This is a genomic window from Cyanothece sp. BG0011 (assembly GCF_003013815.1).
Lineage (GTDB): Bacteria > Cyanobacteriota > Cyanobacteriia > Cyanobacteriales > Microcystaceae > Crocosphaera.
In genome coordinates, this window is the sequence record NZ_PRLH01000009.1 from 20,566 (window position 1) to 37,150 (window position 16,585).

At 34.9% G+C, this 16,585-nt stretch carries 16 protein-coding genes and 1 pseudogene; 8 read left to right on the forward strand and 9 right to left on the reverse strand.

Annotated elements, in window-relative coordinates; translation table 11 throughout:
- Positions 1 to 116: 116 nt before the first annotated feature.
- Positions 117 to 710, reverse strand: a complete 594-nt coding sequence (locus tag C4E06_RS02750) for an NTP transferase domain-containing protein (protein ID WP_107666697.1) — start codon at positions 708 to 710, stop codon at positions 117 to 119.
- 182 nt (positions 711 to 892) lie between these two features.
- Between C4E06_RS02750 and C4E06_RS02755 the strand changes: the two genes are divergently transcribed.
- Together C4E06_RS02755 and C4E06_RS02760 are read left to right on the forward strand one after the other, a co-directional pair.
- On the forward strand, positions 893 to 1,078 hold the full coding sequence (locus C4E06_RS02755; RefSeq protein WP_107666698.1) for a hypothetical protein: 186 nt from the start codon (positions 893 to 895) through the stop codon (positions 1,076 to 1,078).
- A gap of 33 nt (positions 1,079 to 1,111) precedes the next feature.
- A complete protein-coding gene (locus C4E06_RS02760) occupies positions 1,112 to 2,995 on the forward strand; it encodes a sugar phosphorylase (RefSeq protein WP_107666699.1) in 1,884 nt (627 codons plus the stop codon).
- On the opposite strand, the gene C4E06_RS02765 is transcribed toward C4E06_RS02760, so the two are convergent.
- The 3 genes from C4E06_RS02765 to C4E06_RS02775 all read right to left on the reverse strand — a co-directional run bounded on the left by C4E06_RS02765 (position 2,992) and on the right by C4E06_RS02775 (position 5,649).
- On the reverse strand, positions 2,992 to 3,957 hold the full coding sequence (locus C4E06_RS02765) for an aldo/keto reductase (protein ID WP_198648243.1): 966 nt from the start codon (positions 3,955 to 3,957) through the stop codon (positions 2,992 to 2,994). The genes C4E06_RS02760 and C4E06_RS02765 overlap by 4 nt on opposite strands.
- A gap of 29 nt (positions 3,958 to 3,986) precedes the next feature.
- A complete protein-coding gene (locus C4E06_RS02770) occupies positions 3,987 to 4,391 on the reverse strand; it encodes a heme-binding protein (RefSeq protein WP_198648244.1) in 405 nt (134 codons plus the stop codon).
- 109 nt (positions 4,392 to 4,500) lie between these two features.
- Positions 4,501 to 5,649, reverse strand: coding sequence for an XdhC family protein (locus C4E06_RS02775; RefSeq protein WP_107666701.1), 1,149 nt, complete (start codon positions 5,647 to 5,649; stop codon positions 4,501 to 4,503).
- A gap of 297 nt (positions 5,650 to 5,946) precedes the next feature.
- Here C4E06_RS02775 and C4E06_RS02780 point away from each other — a divergent pair, with 297 nt between their 5' ends.
- Positions 5,947 to 6,546 (forward strand): L-threonylcarbamoyladenylate synthase, encoded by a 600-nt coding sequence (locus C4E06_RS02780; RefSeq protein WP_107666702.1) that lies wholly within the window; start codon positions 5,947 to 5,949, stop codon positions 6,544 to 6,546.
- Positions 6,546 to 7,340, forward strand: coding sequence for a sensor histidine kinase KdpD (locus tag C4E06_RS02785; RefSeq protein ID WP_107666703.1), 795 nt, complete (start codon positions 6,546 to 6,548; stop codon positions 7,338 to 7,340). The genes C4E06_RS02780 and C4E06_RS02785 overlap by 1 nt, the downstream gene beginning before the upstream one ends.
- Here the strand turns inward: C4E06_RS02785 and C4E06_RS02790 are convergent.
- Positions 7,297 to 7,785 carry a GNAT family N-acetyltransferase gene (locus C4E06_RS02790; RefSeq protein WP_107666704.1) on the reverse strand — a complete coding sequence of 163 codons (489 nt, stop codon included), beginning with the start codon at positions 7,783 to 7,785 and terminating at the stop codon, positions 7,297 to 7,299. The two genes, C4E06_RS02785 and C4E06_RS02790, sit on opposite strands and share 44 nt — an antisense overlap.
- 419 nt (positions 7,786 to 8,204) lie before the next feature.
- Here C4E06_RS02790 and C4E06_RS02795 point away from each other — a divergent pair, with 419 nt between their 5' ends.
- Together C4E06_RS02795 and C4E06_RS02800 are read left to right on the forward strand one after the other, a co-directional pair.
- Positions 8,205 to 8,915, forward strand: a complete 711-nt coding sequence (locus tag C4E06_RS02795) for a C40 family peptidase (protein WP_107666705.1) — start codon at positions 8,205 to 8,207, stop codon at positions 8,913 to 8,915.
- Positions 8,916 to 8,963: 48 nt separating this feature from the next.
- A complete protein-coding gene (locus C4E06_RS02800) occupies positions 8,964 to 11,672 on the forward strand; it encodes a CBS domain-containing protein (protein ID WP_107666706.1) in 2,709 nt (902 codons plus the stop codon).
- Between the two features lie 15 nt (positions 11,673 to 11,687).
- Here C4E06_RS02800 and C4E06_RS02805 read toward each other — a convergent pair whose 3' ends face one another.
- Both C4E06_RS02805 and C4E06_RS02810 read right to left on the reverse strand, forming a co-directional pair.
- A complete protein-coding gene (locus tag C4E06_RS02805) occupies positions 11,688 to 12,455 on the reverse strand; it encodes a hypothetical protein (RefSeq protein WP_107666707.1) in 768 nt (255 codons plus the stop codon).
- A 198-nt stretch (positions 12,456 to 12,653) separates the two neighbouring features.
- On the reverse strand, positions 12,654 to 12,923 hold the full coding sequence (locus C4E06_RS02810; RefSeq protein WP_198648245.1) for a hypothetical protein: 270 nt from the start codon (positions 12,921 to 12,923) through the stop codon (positions 12,654 to 12,656).
- 156 nt (positions 12,924 to 13,079) lie between these two features.
- Between C4E06_RS02810 and C4E06_RS02815 the strand changes: the two genes are divergently transcribed.
- Both C4E06_RS02815 and C4E06_RS02820 read left to right on the forward strand, forming a co-directional pair.
- A complete protein-coding gene (locus tag C4E06_RS02815) occupies positions 13,080 to 13,718 on the forward strand; it encodes a transaldolase family protein (protein WP_107666709.1) in 639 nt (212 codons plus the stop codon).
- A 38-nt stretch (positions 13,719 to 13,756) separates the two neighbouring features.
- A complete protein-coding gene (locus tag C4E06_RS02820) occupies positions 13,757 to 15,277 on the forward strand; it encodes a hypothetical protein (RefSeq protein WP_107666710.1) in 1,521 nt (506 codons plus the stop codon).
- Positions 15,278 to 15,307: 30 nt separating this feature from the next.
- On the opposite strand, the gene C4E06_RS02825 is transcribed toward C4E06_RS02820, so the two are convergent.
- Complete coding sequence (locus tag C4E06_RS02825) at positions 15,308 to 16,018, reverse strand: pentapeptide repeat-containing protein (RefSeq protein ID WP_107666711.1); 711 nt, start codon at positions 16,016 to 16,018, stop codon at positions 15,308 to 15,310.
- A 135-nt stretch (positions 16,019 to 16,153) separates the two neighbouring features.
- Positions 16,154 to 16,465, reverse strand: a pseudogene (locus tag C4E06_RS27250) (nucleoside monophosphate kinase); the annotation flags it as partial.
- Between the last annotated feature and the right edge of the window lie 120 nt (positions 16,466 to 16,585).

Below are 16,585 nucleotides of genomic sequence, written 5' to 3' on the forward strand. Positions count from 1 at the left end.
GGGGGAGTTAGAGGGGGTGGTAATAGGTAAACGTAAGTGTGTGTGAGAAGTGTGGGAAGAAAATTAATATTTTTCTCCCTATGCTCCCTGCTCCCTCTGCTTCCTAGTTAATATATTTATGTTAACTGTTGATAATCTTCTGGGGTATCAATATCAATCATTCCTTGAGGGAAAGGAATAAAAGAAACATCATTTTTATATTGTTTGATAATTTTTTTGGCTCCTCCTTTCCCATTTAAACTAACTAATTGAGAGAAAAATTGAGCATCGAATAAAACAGGAACCCCATAAGTATTTGCATAGGTGCAAACAATAATCGGTTTTCTAGTCGTTTGATAAGCAAAGACAAGATTATTAATGATTTCTGCTGTTAAAAAAGGTTGATCACAAACACAAATAACAGCCGCTTTGATGGTTTGAGGATAATGACTGAGATATTTAATTCCAACACCAATGGATGAACCCATCCCTAAAGACCAATTTTTGTTTTTAATGACTGTAACAGAAGATCGATCAATGTTACCCTTGATTTTATCCTCATTGGCTCCTAAAACCACAATAATGGGTTTACAAATTGAGGCGATCGCTGTTTCAATGGTATGACTGAGTAACGTCGCTCCTTGATAGGATAACAGTTGTTTAGCTGTCCCCATTCGAGTCGAGGCCCCGGCAGCTAAAATAATAACAGCAATATTAACTTTTTGGTTCATTCTTGTTGGGTGAAAGATAATCAAGACAAAGTTTCGTTAAAAATTATTTTATTTATGCCAAATTGGAAACGATGATTAATAACCTTGGGTCATAATAAAAGTATAAAGGATAAATTTACAAGTCTTGATTGACCACCACCTGGTTTTAAGATGTTAGCTTTTTTGTAAGAGAGGATTATATTATGAACAATTTTGACCTGAAATGTTACCAAGAAACCTATCAAAGTCCTCAATATTGGCAAGGGAAACAATTCAAAAATGAAGCCCTACGCCGTCAAAGTTGGGGCGAATGTCGTCAATTAACGGATCATTTTTATGATGAATTAGTCAGTCGTGGTTATTTAATCTTAAGAAAAGACTCAGATTAAATTGTCAATCTAAGCTTCACCAGCAACAATGTTATGACTTCCTGTCCAAAGAAAAAAATCCCCTATTATTCTCAACCTGACTATACTCAACCTTTATTAGAAATTACCCCAGATATTCGCGAAAAACTATTATCACGTTTATCTGTGCTGTATGGAGAGGATGAGGCAAAAAATTGTATTGAAGAGTTAGAAAGACTCTTAAAAGTTCACTATGCGTATAAACCACCAGGGATGATCGAAGCTGAGAAAGAATTTAAACTGAGTGATTGTTTTAGTCACAAAGATATTATTTTAATTACCTATGGCGATTTATTAATTAGTGAACCCCTAACCCCGTTAGAAACCTTACAAGAATTTCTCAAAGAATATGTAAGACTCTATGATGTATTTAGTATCTTACATCTTTTACCATTTTTCCCTTATTCATCGGATCGCGGTTTTTCAATTACTGACTATAGAAGTGTTGATCCAAAATTAGGAGCTTGGAAAGACATTCAAGCGATCGGAAAATCATTTCGCCTCATGTTTGATGGTGTATTTAATCATATTTCCTCTCAAAGTCATCTATTTCAAGAGGTATTAAATGGTAATCCTGACTATAAAGATTTTGCAACGATTTACCATTCACCTCACGAATTAACCCCCAAACAAAGAGAAATTTTAGTTCGTCCTCGTACCTCCGATATTCTCTCAGAATATCAATCCATAGACGGTAAAATTTGGGTGTGGACAACCTTTTCACCAGATCAAATTGATCTCAATTATCGTAACCCGAAAGTATTACTTTTTATGATTGATACTTTTCTACTTTATGTTAGAAGAGGAGCTACTTTAATTCGCTTAGATGCCGTTACTTATTTATGGGATGAACCGGGGACAAATGGCGTTCATTTAGAACAAACCCACGAAGTGATTAAACTATTAAGAGATATTTTAGATATTGTTGATCCAAAAGTGGTTCTAGTCACAGAAACCAATGTCCCCCATGAAGAAAATATCTCTTACTTTGGTAATGGTTCCGATGAAGCCCAAATTATCTATAATTTTGCCCTACCTCCTTTAGTGCTTTATACCTTTTATCAAGAAGATAGTACCGCTATTTCTCGATGGGCTAAATCGTTACAATATCCGACCCCAATGACCAATTTTTTAAATATGTTGGATACTCATGATGGGATTGGGTTAATGGGAGTTAAAAACATTCTCTCCTCTTCACAAATCAATTTTATTATTGAAAAAGCCAGAGAACATGGGGCGTTAATTTCCTATAAAACGGGAGCAGGGGGAAAACAAGAACCCTACGAAATTAATTCGACTTGGTTTAGTGCCATTAACTTTGATAATGGAACAGAATCGATAGAATTACAAGTTAAACGGTTTATTGCCTCTCGTAGTTTAGCATTAGCCTTAAGAGGGATTCCAGCCATTTATTTTCATGGTTTAATTGGCACGCGCAACGATTTAGAAACCGTAATTAAAACGAAATCGAAGCGAGATATTAATCGAAAAACCCTACTCGAAGAAGACTTAAAAACCAACTTACTCAAAAAAGATTCCAAACTTTCCAAAATTGTCGAGCAACTGGGACATTTATTAGAAATTCGCAGTCGACAATTGGCCTTTCATCCCAATGGGGAGCAAAAAATCTTAGAAATTTCTCAAAAAGTGTTTTCAATTTTTCGCATTTCACCGGATCAAAACGAGCATATTTTAGCCATTACTAATATTAGTAATCAAGCAGAAACTATCCATATTGATCTTTATGATCTCGGTCTACAACAAAGTCAATGGTACGATTTAGTCAATAGACGGGGATTAACCACCAAAGAACAACAACTCTGTATTAACTTACTTCCCTATGATGTTGTTTGGTTAATTCCCCTGGTCGAGTTAGAAAGGATGATCGAAAGTGATTAAACCGGTTCATCATTGGGACAATGACCCGCTAAATCGAGTTTCTCCATGTGTTTAGCCGACAAGTGAACATCAAGGGCCCCCAAATTTTCTCTCATATGTTCAGCAGTGCCGGCGGAAAAAACAGGAATTAAAGGGGGTTGACGGTGCAACATCCAGGCTAAAACCACTTGATTCGGGGTCTTTCCTAGGTCTTGGGCTACTTCTCGTAACGCTTTGATTCGTTCATCCGTGTCTTGGCCCAGGTAAGGGGAAGGAATAGCGCGATCGCTACGAACATAAGCCCCACGAAGGAGAGGTGTATAAGCTAACATGGTTTTTCCCCGTGCATCGCAATAGCTCATTAAATGGTCATCGATGAGACATTGCGGGCCAAAATCTCCCCCAGATCGGGGTCGTAAGTAACTAAATCGTTGTTCAACGCAACAATATCCGGCCCATCGATGACGTTGACAGATAGCATCGGCATCCGCTAAACGCCAGGGTAAATAATTACTAGCACCATAAAAGCGAATTTTTCCATCATTAACTAGGGTTTCAAAAGCCCTTAAGGTTTCTTCTAGGGGCGTGTGGGGATCATCGTGATGAGCGTAATATAAATCGATGCGATCGACCCCTAAACGTCTGAGACTACTTTCACATTCAGAAATGATGGTTGAAGCCGCTAAACCGTCGGGAACGTCTCGATACCCGAAGCCGACTTTTGTGGCTAAGAAAATATCTTGACGATTTCCTCTTTCCCTTAGCCAACGTCCGATAGTCACTTCACTTTCTCCTCCTTTCCCTTGCTCACACCATTGATCATAAGCGTTGGCTGTATCGATAAAATTACCCCCTGCTTCAAGGTACATATCCATAACTTTTGCTGATTCTTCGTAAGTCTTTCTCGTACCAAAGCGCAAGGTACCTAAACATAAACAACTAACGTCGATTCCTGTGTGACTGAGTTGAACTTTTTTCATCATTTTCTTACCCTCCGTTGATCGAATAAAATTTAACAGTGACTATAACAGCGAGTTAGGGCTTGTTTAACTAACTGTTCATCCGCTTCTTCACTTAACCCACTGGCGCCTATCCCTCCGATCACCTGATCGTTAACGACGATGGGAACCCCTCCGGCCATGCCTGTAATTTTGGGATCAACCCAGTAACCTATGTCTTTTCCCGTTTTCTGGGCCCATTGAGCGATATCAGAGGACGGAATACCCTCTCGTGCTGCGGTGTAGGCTTTGGCCTGGGCTAATACCCCCGATTGAATGGTCGCTTTTACCATGCGGCCATAAGCCACTAAGTCTCCGTGACTATCCACAACCGCGATGGAGATCCCTTTGTTGCGTTCTTGAGCCAGGGCCATGGCGGCTTCGATTAGGGATTGTGCTTGATCATATTTAATATCCACGGTATTTTCTCCTGAAGTTAAGGGTTTTCAGGAAATTCCTTTATTTCTATTATAAAAAGAAATTAAATAATCCTAGTGGAATTACTAAGGTATGTAAATAATGAGAAGGTTATAGTTGAACTTCTCTGACTTGATAAGGGGCATGAATCCCTTGCTCACGCTGCTTTAAAAAGCCACCATTCCGGTTAGTTAAAACGGCTTGAATTTCTGTAACAATAGATAAAGCGATCGCTTGGGGTGTCTCTGCACCAATATCTAAACCCATCGGCGCATATAATTTTTTGAGCATTTCTGGAGAATCGTCTAATCCTTGATTTTTTAGGTCTTGTAATAATCTTTCTTTGCGTTGTTTTGACCCCAAACAGCCTAAATATTTGATCTCAGAAGGTATCAAAAGTTTGAGAATTTCTAAATCATCGAGATAATTATGAGTCATGATGATAGCCACTGTGTCATCTTTAACGGATATTTGTTTATTTAAAATGTCTCGACGAGTCAAAATAATTTCATCTGCTCTGCTAAATCTTTCTTTCGTTTCTTCACTAGCACGACAATCAATAATGGTTATTTTCCACCCTAACATTTTAGCTAAGTCTGCCACAGGAATAACCTCCCGACCGGCACCAAAAATCATTAAGTTTAGGGGAGGTTTAATCAATTCTATAAACACATCAATTTTACCTTGTGAAAGTTGATAAGAATAGAAACTAGACTGTTGATTGTGTAAAGAAGTTTGAGCATTTTTTAATAACGCTGTTTTAAATTCATTATCTTGCAAATTAGTATTAACTGGATTATCGAAGGTGATCGTTAAACGGTCTCCCACCCTACTATTAACACTTCCTTCTATATTAATAACTGTAGCGATTACAGCTTTTTGTTGTGTTGTGAAACAATGATCAATCAATTGTAAAGGGTTTAAAGAATCCTCTTGATTTAACCGTTCAATTAATACGGTAATCACACCATTACAACCCAGTCCAAACCCCCAGATAATGTCTTCGTCTGCTGTAGAGTCATAAGTAACAGTAATCGGGTTATTGTCTTTTATAGAAACGCGAGTGTGTTCTAAAATATCTTTTTCTAGACAACCACCGCTAATACTACCGAACATTTCCCCCGATGATGTGATTAACATCCGCGCACCTGGTTGACGATAAGTCGAACCTTTTACCTTAACAATAGTGGCTAAAAATATTTCTTGTTCCTTCTTTTTGTATTTTTTCCATGCTGCTAAAATAGATTTAATTTCTTTCATTTTTAATATTCATGATTTTGCATTACTTGATTGATTTTCTTTCTGTTATTGGACTGTACCAAATTTCATGATCTCTTTTTCCTTGACGTTTAAAATACCATATAATATTATAATAGATTTTAATAATAAAAAGAAAAAACGATAGCGTTTCTCACTCTGATGAGGTACACTTTTAACCTCTTACCATTGCCTCTTCCCTCAAAGCAATTACCTGTGTATCTCACGAGTATGAAAACTGCTATATAAACCTTACCCTATAGTTTGAATTTAAACTTTCATTCATTGTCAAATAAGCCAATGCCACAAGTTTCTCAACAGCAATTAATTGCAGGGGCAAAACAAGGAAAAGTTGTTAGCTTTCCCACCGATACGGTTCCTGCTTTAGCAGCCGTCCCTAACGCTGCTTCTCTCATTTTTGCCACTAAAAAACGACCTCCTGATAAACCTTTAATTTTGATGGGGTCATCCCCTGAAGCGATTTGGCAATATGTTCGAGGGAATCCCCAAGAATTACGGATATGGGAAGGGGTTGTTAAACAATATTGGCCCGGTCAATTAACCTTAGTATTACCCGCTTCTGAATTAGTCCCTAAAACCATGAATCCTCTTGATCCTACCACCATCGGAGTCCGTATTCCTAACTCCATCATTGCTCGAAATATACTGAAAGAAACGGGATGTTTAGCTACCACTAGCGCGAATTTATCTGGGGAACCACCCATAGAGAATTTAAGTGAAATTAATGATAAATTTCCCAATGTTTTAGTGTTAAATGAAGAACCGTTAAACAATCAGAAAAAATACGGTAGTGGCTTACCTTCCACTGTGGCAAAATGGACAGATACCGGCTGGATAATTTTACGTCAAGGTAGTATTAAATTAATGGAGAATGAATAATGGAAGAGATAGAAACGTTACGAAAAGAACTAGAAGCGACCCACTTGGCTTATGAAATGATGGCACAAGTGAGTCAGTTTAAGAGTAGTTATTTAGCAAAAACGGCACACGAATTACGGTCTCCTTTAAGTAGTTTAATGGGGTTGCATCAATTAATTTTAGGAGATTTGTGCGAAAACCCAGAAGAAGAAAAAGAGTTTCTCAAACAAGGGTTTGAATCCGCTAAAAAATTAATTGAAATCATTGATAGAATTGTTACAATTTCCAAGATTGATTACGGGTCAATTGCTCTGAATATTGAAACAAATTCCTTGAATAACATAGTAGAAGAAGTTTATGAATTAACAGAGTTTCAAGCCCAAAATTATAGTTATAAAATTAATGTCAAACAGCCTGAAATTGATATTTTTATTCAAGCCGATAAATCTCGTTTGGTTCAAGGATTAACTGCTTTAGTTGATAGGGCCTTGAGTCTGATGGAAAAAGGAACTATTATCATCACCACTCAATTAAATGAAAGAGAAAATATTGCGACAATTTTGATTGATATTCCTTGTTCTTTGCAACAGTGGGAAAAACAACAAGAAGACTTACAAACTGCTGGATTAACGTTAACTTCTCTAAAAAAATGGAATAATAATTTAGAATTATCTCCTGTTATGACCGTGACATTATGTCAAACTTTATTAAAAAAAATGGGGGGAAATTTAACTATTTTAGATATTTCCCCCGAAAATGAACCAGAAACTTTTACACGGGTACAGTGTCTAATGCCTTTGAGTCAGGTATCATAGAACCATTTCCTAACGAAATGGGGTTAATTTCATAGGCATTTTGTAGAACCATGGTAGTGGATTTATTTTCTTGAAACCCAATTTTTTGATAGAATTTCTGTTGATAGGTTGTCATTAAATAAACCCTTTCTACTTGACTCATTAAAGGATGACTTAAGGCGGTTTCCACTAACTTACGACCTAATCCTAATCCTTGGTATTCTTTGTGAATCACCACATCCCAAATAGTGGCCCGATAAACCCCGTCAGAGGTTCCACGACAGAAACCAATCATGGTTGTACCATCCCAAACAGTCACCACGGGATTACTATTGAAAACCGCAGTTTCTAAGTCTTCTATGGTTCTTTCTCTAGCCCAAAATGCTGCTTGATTAAACAATATTTGTAATTGTTGATAATCGATTTTTGACTTTTGCAGAGAATACTGAATATTACTACAATCCATTGTTAGTAATTCCTAAAAACATTAATCGAGAGAACAAAGGGTTTAAATAATAACCCCAATTAAAAGGACTGAAACGATTATTTTTGAGACGCTAAGAAAATTGTAGCGAATTTTACAAAAAAATACATGGGTTTCTAAGGATTTTTGTGTGTATTTCTTGACATTTATGGAACATCTGACAATACTTGCCTGTCGTTGTCTGTGATGGTGCTAATAGTTGATTAGAGGTCATTTGCATCGGTTTTCTGGCGAAAAAACCGAATCGATACTTAATGGCATAACATAGGTTTTTTGAGGCTTATGGTTTCCTAATACTTTGAAATTGACTCAAAATTAGGTGTGTCCACAGGCAAAATATTTAGTACCATCAAGGCGAAAACCTACTCATCTTATTTTATCTTATCGGTTCTGACGAGGATATGTTAGTATTGTCTTCCCCCGCAACGTCCCTAGAATTAATACCTCCTTCTGTTTCTGGAGAATATTGTTGTCGTATTCCCCTGAATTTATACAATTCAGCGACAGGGGAAGAGTTGGCCACTCAAATAGCCACAGGGAGGCATCTTAAGCTATTAGAAGCAACGTTAACTAATCAATTTATACAAGTCCAACTCTGTGAAGATGGTTATTTAGCTTGGTTATCTTTAAATGATTTGCCAAGTTTAGACTCTGCTGCCAAAATTTATCAATCTAGACACATATCTCGTCGACAAATTGAAAAAAAGATCCCTAGGATTATTGCGTTTACTAAAGCAGCAATGAAACAGCCTAATTATTATTTATGGGGTGGAACCATTGCCCCAAATTATGATTGTTCAGGATTAATGCAAGCTGCTTTTTGTGCATCAGGAATCTGGTTACCTCGGGATTCTTATCAACAAGAAGCTTTTGTTAAAAAGATTTCTTATGAGGAATTATTACCAGGGGATTTAATCTTTTTTGCTACCAATAGAGTGGATCATGTTGCCCTTTATTTAGGGAATGGTTATTATATTCACAGTTCAGGTCAAGAGGTGGGACGGAACAAAATTGCCATTGATCCTCTCTGCGATCAAGGGGATAAAGTGAGTAGCTATTATTATGAGAAAATTTATAGTTTTGGGCGAGTGATGGAAAGTTATTGTCCCTAGACTATTATAGAAAAAGCAGTTAAGGGATTGCCGATCAATAGGGACGTTATGGACTTAATTTTATGCCATCAGACGGTTGATTTTGACGCATTAGGGGCGGCCGTTGGTTTGTCTCGTCTCAAGGTAGGCAGTCGTATTGTTTTAACTGGTGGGGCCCATCCAACGGTTAAAGATTTTTTAGCATTGCATCGAGACGAAATCCCCCTCATTGAGTTAAGAAGTGTTAACCCTAAGCAAATTCGTCACTTAATTGTGGTGGATAATCAGCACATTAATCGTTTAGGAAAAGCCTCTGATTGGTTTCGTTTACCTCACATTGAAAGTGTGGAATTATATGACCATCATCTTAACAGTAAATGTGATATTCCTGCTACTTTTCAAAAAATCGAACCAGTGGGGGCAAGCACAACATTAATTGTGGAAAAAATGCAGCAAGCAAAGATTATTCCTAACCCCATCGAAGCGACGATCATGGCGTTAGGAATTCATGTCGACACAGGTTCTTTAACCTTTGCTCAATCCACTGCTAGAGATGCTAAAGCATTAGCTTGGTTAATGGAAATGGAGGCCAATGTTAAGATTATCGCTGAATATTGTGACCCTGGTTTTACTCCTCAATTACAAGGAATTTTTAGTGAAGCGTTAGAAAAATTTGAAACAAAAAATATTAGAGGTTATCAAGTTGCTTGGGTACTGATTGAAACAGAAAATTTTGTATCGGGGTTATCGAATTTAGCCGAAAGATTAATTGAATTAACCGAAAGTGATGCGTTATTATTTGCCCATAGTTATCATAAACGACACAATGATAAGCCTTATCCTCAAAACCGTTTAATTATTATTGGCCGGACTCGTATTGACGGAACTAATCTTAATCAATTATTCTCAGTTTACGGAGGAGGTGGCCATAGTCAAGCTGCATCTTTGATGTTAAGAGATGTGGAACCTGAGGACAAATTAAAGCAATTAGTAGAAGAATTAATTAACCAAATTCCTCACCCTTTAACTGCTAGAGATTTAATGTCTTCACCGGTGAGAACCATTCGACCCGAAACTACCATAGAACAAGCAGAAAGGGTATTATTTCGCTATGGCCATTCAGGGTTATCAGTGGTAGATGAAAATGATCATTTAGTGGGGGTTATTTCCCGTCGGGATTTAGATTTAGCCTTGCATCATGGGTTTAGTCATGCACCTGTAAAAGGATATATGAGCAAAAACTTAAAAACAATTGCTCCTCATACTTTATTACCCGATATTGAATCGATTATGGTGACCTATGATGTAGGAAGATTACCAGTTATTGATAATAATAAATTATTAGGGATTGTTACCAGAACTGACTTATTAAGACAGATTCATCAACAGAGAAAAGAAGTTAAAGACGAAAATGGAAAAAAAGTGGCAACAGTTTCCTGTTTATTACCTTCGATTCGTAATTCTTTAGAACCTTCTATTTGGACATTATTAGAAGAAATTGCCCAAGAAGCAGAACATAAAGGCTGGCATTTATATATTGTTGGCGGGGCAGTTCGGGATTTATTACTAACAGAAAATAACGAAAAAGTTTTGCTTCAGGATATTGACTTAGTAGTGGATGGTTTTCACCGTTCTGCTGATGTTGGTGCCGGGGTTGAAATCGCTTCAACCATACAAAAAAAATACTCAAACTGCCGATTATCAGTACATGGTGAGTTTCAGACAGCCGCTTTGTTATGGCATAAAGATCCAGAATTTGGCTCACTATGGCTTGATATTGCGACCTCAAGAACTGAATTTTACCCTTACCCTGCTGCCAACCCAGAAGTAGAAGCGAGTTCGATTCGTCAAGACTTATATAGAAGGGACTTTACTATTAATGCTTTAGCGGTGAGATTAACCCCACCCAGAGAAGGGGAATTACTCGACTTTTTTGGGGGTTTACTAGATTTAAAAGCGAAAGAAGTTCGGGTACTTCATGCCAATAGTTTTATTGAAGATCCCACTAGAATTTATCGTGCTGTCCGGTTTGCTGTCCGTTTAAAGTTTGAAATTGAACCGCAAACAGAAGCTTATATTCGTTATGCTATAGAAAGCGGTATTTATGAAAAATTACGCCTTAAAAATCATGTTGCCCCGGCTTTAACAACACGGTTAAAAGCTGAATTAAAATATATTTTAGAGGCGAATTATTGGAAACCAGCTTTACAATTACTTTCAGATTTAGATGCTTTAAAATGTTTGCATCATCAAGTGACTTTAGATGATAAAAAATGGTGGCAAATTCGCTGTGCTTCTCGTTGGTTAAAATACCTTGATCCTGATAATAATATTGGTCATTGGTTAATTCGTCTAGAAATATTAATCTCTCCAATAAATCTCAAAGAAAGAAAACAACTTGCGACTAATTTACAACTACCGAAAGATAGTCTAGAAAGACTTAACACAGTTGATTTAAAACTGCAAGAAAAATTAAAAGTCTGTAATAAAATAAGCGAAAAATATAAACAGTTGCATCGCTATAAATTGCCTGATTTAATTCTAATTGCTGTCAATTCTAGCAAACAAATTAGACGTATTATTTGGCAATATTTAACCCAATGGTCAAAAGTTGAAACCCCTTTAAATGGTAATGATTTAAAACGAATGGGATATAAACCAGGTCCTAAATATAAAGTGGTATTAGATAAGTTATTGAGTTTAACGTTAGATGAAGAAATTCAAAGCAAAGAAAAAGCAGAAATGGTAGTTAGGGAAATGATGGAGAAGTTAAACTAAGCGTTCAATTTCTTATTATTTAGTATCTTTATCAAAACTATCGAAACCATCATGAATACTCTTACCAACACTTTCAATACCATCATTTATCGTTTTACCAAAATCTTTGAACCAATCATCTTGTTTTATTTTTTTACTTTTGTTTGTCTTTTTACTTGAATTAAGAATTATTGATATTTCATGATTCATCTTTTTCTCTAAATCACTAAAACTATTTTGTATTAATATTTTTTGTTCTTTAAGCAACGCTTCAACTTCCTTTATGAAATCGTTAACTTTTTCACTATTATGATTATTATATGAATTATTTTTCCCTAATTTTTCAAGTTCGTCTGCTTGTTTATTAATTAACTCTTGAAAGTAACTAAGACTATTTTCTGTAAACTTTTTATATTGATCTAAAGAATTTATAATTTTTTCGAGTTTTTCTTTTATATTTAATGTTTGATTATAATAAGAATCTACCTTATTATTTATATTACGATTATTCTCTAAATTACTTTGATTGTGTTCATAAAGCTTTGCAATTATTTCTCTAAAGTTATCAAAACTGTTTTTAGTAAAAGCTTTTTGTTGTTCAAAATCTTCTTTTAATTCATCTATATATTGTTTATTATTTTTTAAATTGAATTTTATTTTTTGTTCAATTAGTTGACTAATATCCTGTTTATGTTTAGTAATAATTTCTTGGAAATCAACAAAACTACTATCTGTGTCTATTTCAGTTATGTGTGAGTTTCTGTTAATAAACTCTTGAAAATCATTGATTTTCTCTTTAATCAATGTTTTTTCTTCTTTAAGAGTCAGATTAACTTGTTCTAAATACTGTTTTAAAGTTAAATGTTGTTGATTTAAAGCTGCTAATTTATCACTAACCTGGTGTTCTTTTTGTGAATACTGATGAGTAAAACTATTAAGTTGAGATGATTGCTTATTAATTAAATCCTGAAAATAACTAAGACTATTTTCTATGAATTTTTCCTATTTTTTATATAAACTTTGAAGCTGTTTTGAATCTTCTTTAACATCCAATATTTGATCGGTAAAAGATTCAATTTTATTATTGAATTGCCTATCCTCATTTTTACGTTCAGTTGTTTTTCTCGTAGTGATTAAATTAATCATAAAATTAAAACTTAATAAGGCAAAAGCTAAACTCATTTCTATCTGATTATCCCTCGCTGATTTAATCGTAGCGATTAGGGAACATCCAAGCAATAAACATTGTGATAGTATCAGAAGAAGTTTCATGATCTAACCATTAAGAACATCTTATTTCAGTGTTCCCAAATAAGACAACAAAATGATCACAGCATCAAATATGATTATCTATCCCATCAATTCATAAATTGACAAGTCGACAAAACAAAAAACTGTTATTATGTAGTAGTTTTAGAATTGAAAATTATGATTTATATTGACTCAGCCATCATCAAAGATGTGGAAACTGCCATAAAATATGGATGGGTAAAAGGGATTACCACCAATCCAACTATATTGGCAAAAAGTGACTTATCTCCAGAAGAAACCTTACAAAAATTAGCCCATTTAAGTCCAGGGGAACTGTATTATCAGTTAACAGCAACCGAAGCTGAAACTATGATCGCAGAAGCACAAAAAGCCTATGAATTAATAGGAGAAAAAACCGTCTTAAAAATTCCTGCCACAACCACAGGTTTTCAAGTGACAGCTACCTTATCTCCTAAGATTCCTTGTGCTGTTACTGCTATCTATAGTAGCGCACAAGCAGCCATTGCCAAAGAAGCAGGGGCTAAATATGCGATCGCTTATGTTAACCGTGCAACTCGTTTATTAGGAGATGGTTTAGCCTTAGTTAAAGATATGGCTAAAGTATTAGAAGGTAGCGACACTGAAATTTTAGCAGCCAGTTTAAAATCACCCGAAGAAGCAGCAGCCGCTTTAAAAGCAGGGGCGCATCATTTAACCATTCCTTTAGATATTTTAACCGCTATGACCACTCATGAATTATCAGAAAAAACGGTTATCGAATTTAATGAAAGAGGAATAGGAATTAAAGTTAAATAGTTTATTTTAAGTCAAACAATAGAATTAAATTTAAAAAAATGAAAAATGAAAAACAAATCATTATATTTATTGCTCTTTTATTCACAACAGTTTTTGTTAGTTCCTTTTTTCTCTTAATAGGAGGAATTGAAACTGCTATTATGGGAGCCTTATTAGTTCCTTGTCTAGTATTTTCTTATTGTTTTCCTCGATGGGGATTATTAGCTTTTTTGATTTATCTTCCTTTAGGAGGAACCATTACTTATGCTTTAGCTGGTGCTTTTCAGGCATTTGGTAAAGGGGTTATTTACACAGGATCTTATTCTTTATTTCATTTAGCTAAAAATGCTTTTTATTTACCGGCTTTACTAGGCATTTGTGTGAGTTATCAAATTTGGCAACAGAAATCATTAAAATTTAAACCTTTATTAATTGCTATTGCTGTCTTTGCTTTAACTTGTTTTTTAACCTTCTTTTTTGTTAATTTTCCGCAAGATTTTGCCAATTCAAAGGATAAAGTTATTTTAATGGGAATGGTAGGTTTAAAAGTTTGGTTAGGTTATATTCCTTTAATTTTTTGTGCTTATTATTATCTCAATAACCAAAAAAATTTACTTTGGTTAAATCGAGTTTTAGTTCTTCTTATTGCTATAGCTTGTAGTTTATGTCTAATTCAATATTTATTGTTAGTGTATGGTATTTGTCCAGGAAGTAGTGAATTACCTGTTCCTTCTAATACTTCTGCTAGTTTGCGCGCCCAATGTTTTGTAGGTGGTTCTTTACTTTATAATCCGGCCAAGAACTTAATTCGACTACCAGGGACTTTTGTTGCTCCTTGGCAATGGGCCTGGTTTTTGATTGCGAGTAGTTTTATTACTTATGGTGTTACCTTTAGTGAATCTTCCCGTCTTTGGAAAAGTATCAGTTTTGCCTCGATTATTACTGTTTTAATGGCTACATTAATTTCAGGACAAAGAACTGCTTTATTATTAGTTCCCATTATTTACTTAATCCTATTTATTGCAACTCAAAAAAGAAATAAAAATTTATTAATTAAATTAGGAATTATCTTTATTTTAACTGTAATCATAACCACACAAATCGGGTTGGTTGATGAAAGAGTCGCTAACTTTATTCAGCGTTGGCAATATGCACCACCTCACGAATTTATTACTAAACAAATACAATGGTTAACTCACGATCGCCTTACTTTATTAGGCCATGGACTCGGAAAAACCGCTAGTGCTGCTCGCCGTTTAGGTTCAATTCAATTAGTAGAAACTTTTCCAGTTCAACTAATCTATGAAATAGGAATTTTGGGATATTTAGCTTTTTTAACAGTTGTCACTACCTTAACCATTCTGACCTATAAAGCTTATCGTTCTTTAAAAACTCCTGCATTGCGTGGACTAGGATTATCTCTCTGGATTTTTGTTTTATTCATTAGTTACAATCCTTATTATTATCCTTTGGCTGTCGATCCTGTTGCTGTTTACTATTGGTTTATTGCAGGAATGCTATTAAAATTACCAGTCTTAGAACAAGAAGGCATATCTACAGTTTCAGAAAAAAATAGTTAGTTATTCAATGATTTATTATCAATATAATGACTACAATGTTTGATAAATTTTTTCTAATTTACTTTTTTGCCAGATTATTTCTAAAGAGGGTAAATAATTAACAAGGACACAAGTTACAGAAGTTTCTGCTTGAAAACTTGTTACTAAATCTTCAACAGTGGCACTCGTTTGTTTATTAATTAACTCTTCTTTTCTCTCTATTATTTTTTCTGTGTTATTTATCCAATTGACTTGACTATTATTAAATTTACTGGCTGTCAAGTCAGTTTCAGTTAAATTTGCTTCTTGCAGATTGACTCCCATTAGATTGGCTCCAGTTAAATAACTTCTTGTTAAATTGCACCCCTTTAAGTTAGCGTTTGCTATATTAGTTTTCACTAAATAACTATCAACAATATAAGATTGACTTAAGTTAGCTTCCTCAAGATTTGCTTTACTTAAATCTGAATTAATTAACAGGGCGTTAGTTAAATTTGCTTGAAATAAAATGGTTTTAAAACAGATCACCCCTGCTAAATTAGCATAACTTAAATTCGCTTTTTTTAAAGAAGCATTACTTAAATTTGTATTAACTAAAATAGCGTGTTCAAGGTTAACATAATCTAGATTAGCACCGACTAAATTTAATTGACTTAAATTGGCTTTTCTGAGGTTAGGAATAATCTCTGGATTCTCACTGCGCCATTGATTCCACTTCACTACACTCTGCCGTAAAAGGTTAAGTTGTTGTTGATTTGCCATTCTGATTTTGCCTAACTTTGCAAAACTTTATTTTTATTAGTTTCAGTATAGTTACGGAATCTCTTTACTTGTGTGATTACTATCTCTCTGCTGATGTGAGATTCAACCTAGACAAAAAGTCACTTTAATGTTGTTTCATTGTAAATAACTTAAGATTTTTTGTTCAACTTCGTCCGTTGATAGTTCCCCTGATAAGGTTAATAATCTTTGTTTACCTTGATAATAGTCCAGTAAAGTCAGGGTATGTTCTTTAAACATATTAATACGACGTTCAATAACATCCGGTTGATCATCCATTAAACCTCGTTTTAAAGAACGTTGTTTCATTACTGTTTCACTGACTTGTAAATAAATAGCATAGTCTAACCTTTGATTTAAGCTTTCTAAGAGAAAATCTAATTCTTCAGCTTGAAACGCAGTCCGAGGATATCCTGCTAAGATCCAACCCTTTGCTACATCGGATGTTTAAAAGGCGATTTTTCATCAATTCGCATCATTATTTCATTGGGAAGTAAATCACCTTTTTCTACATAATCTTTCGCTTGTTTTCCTAATTCCGTTTTTGTC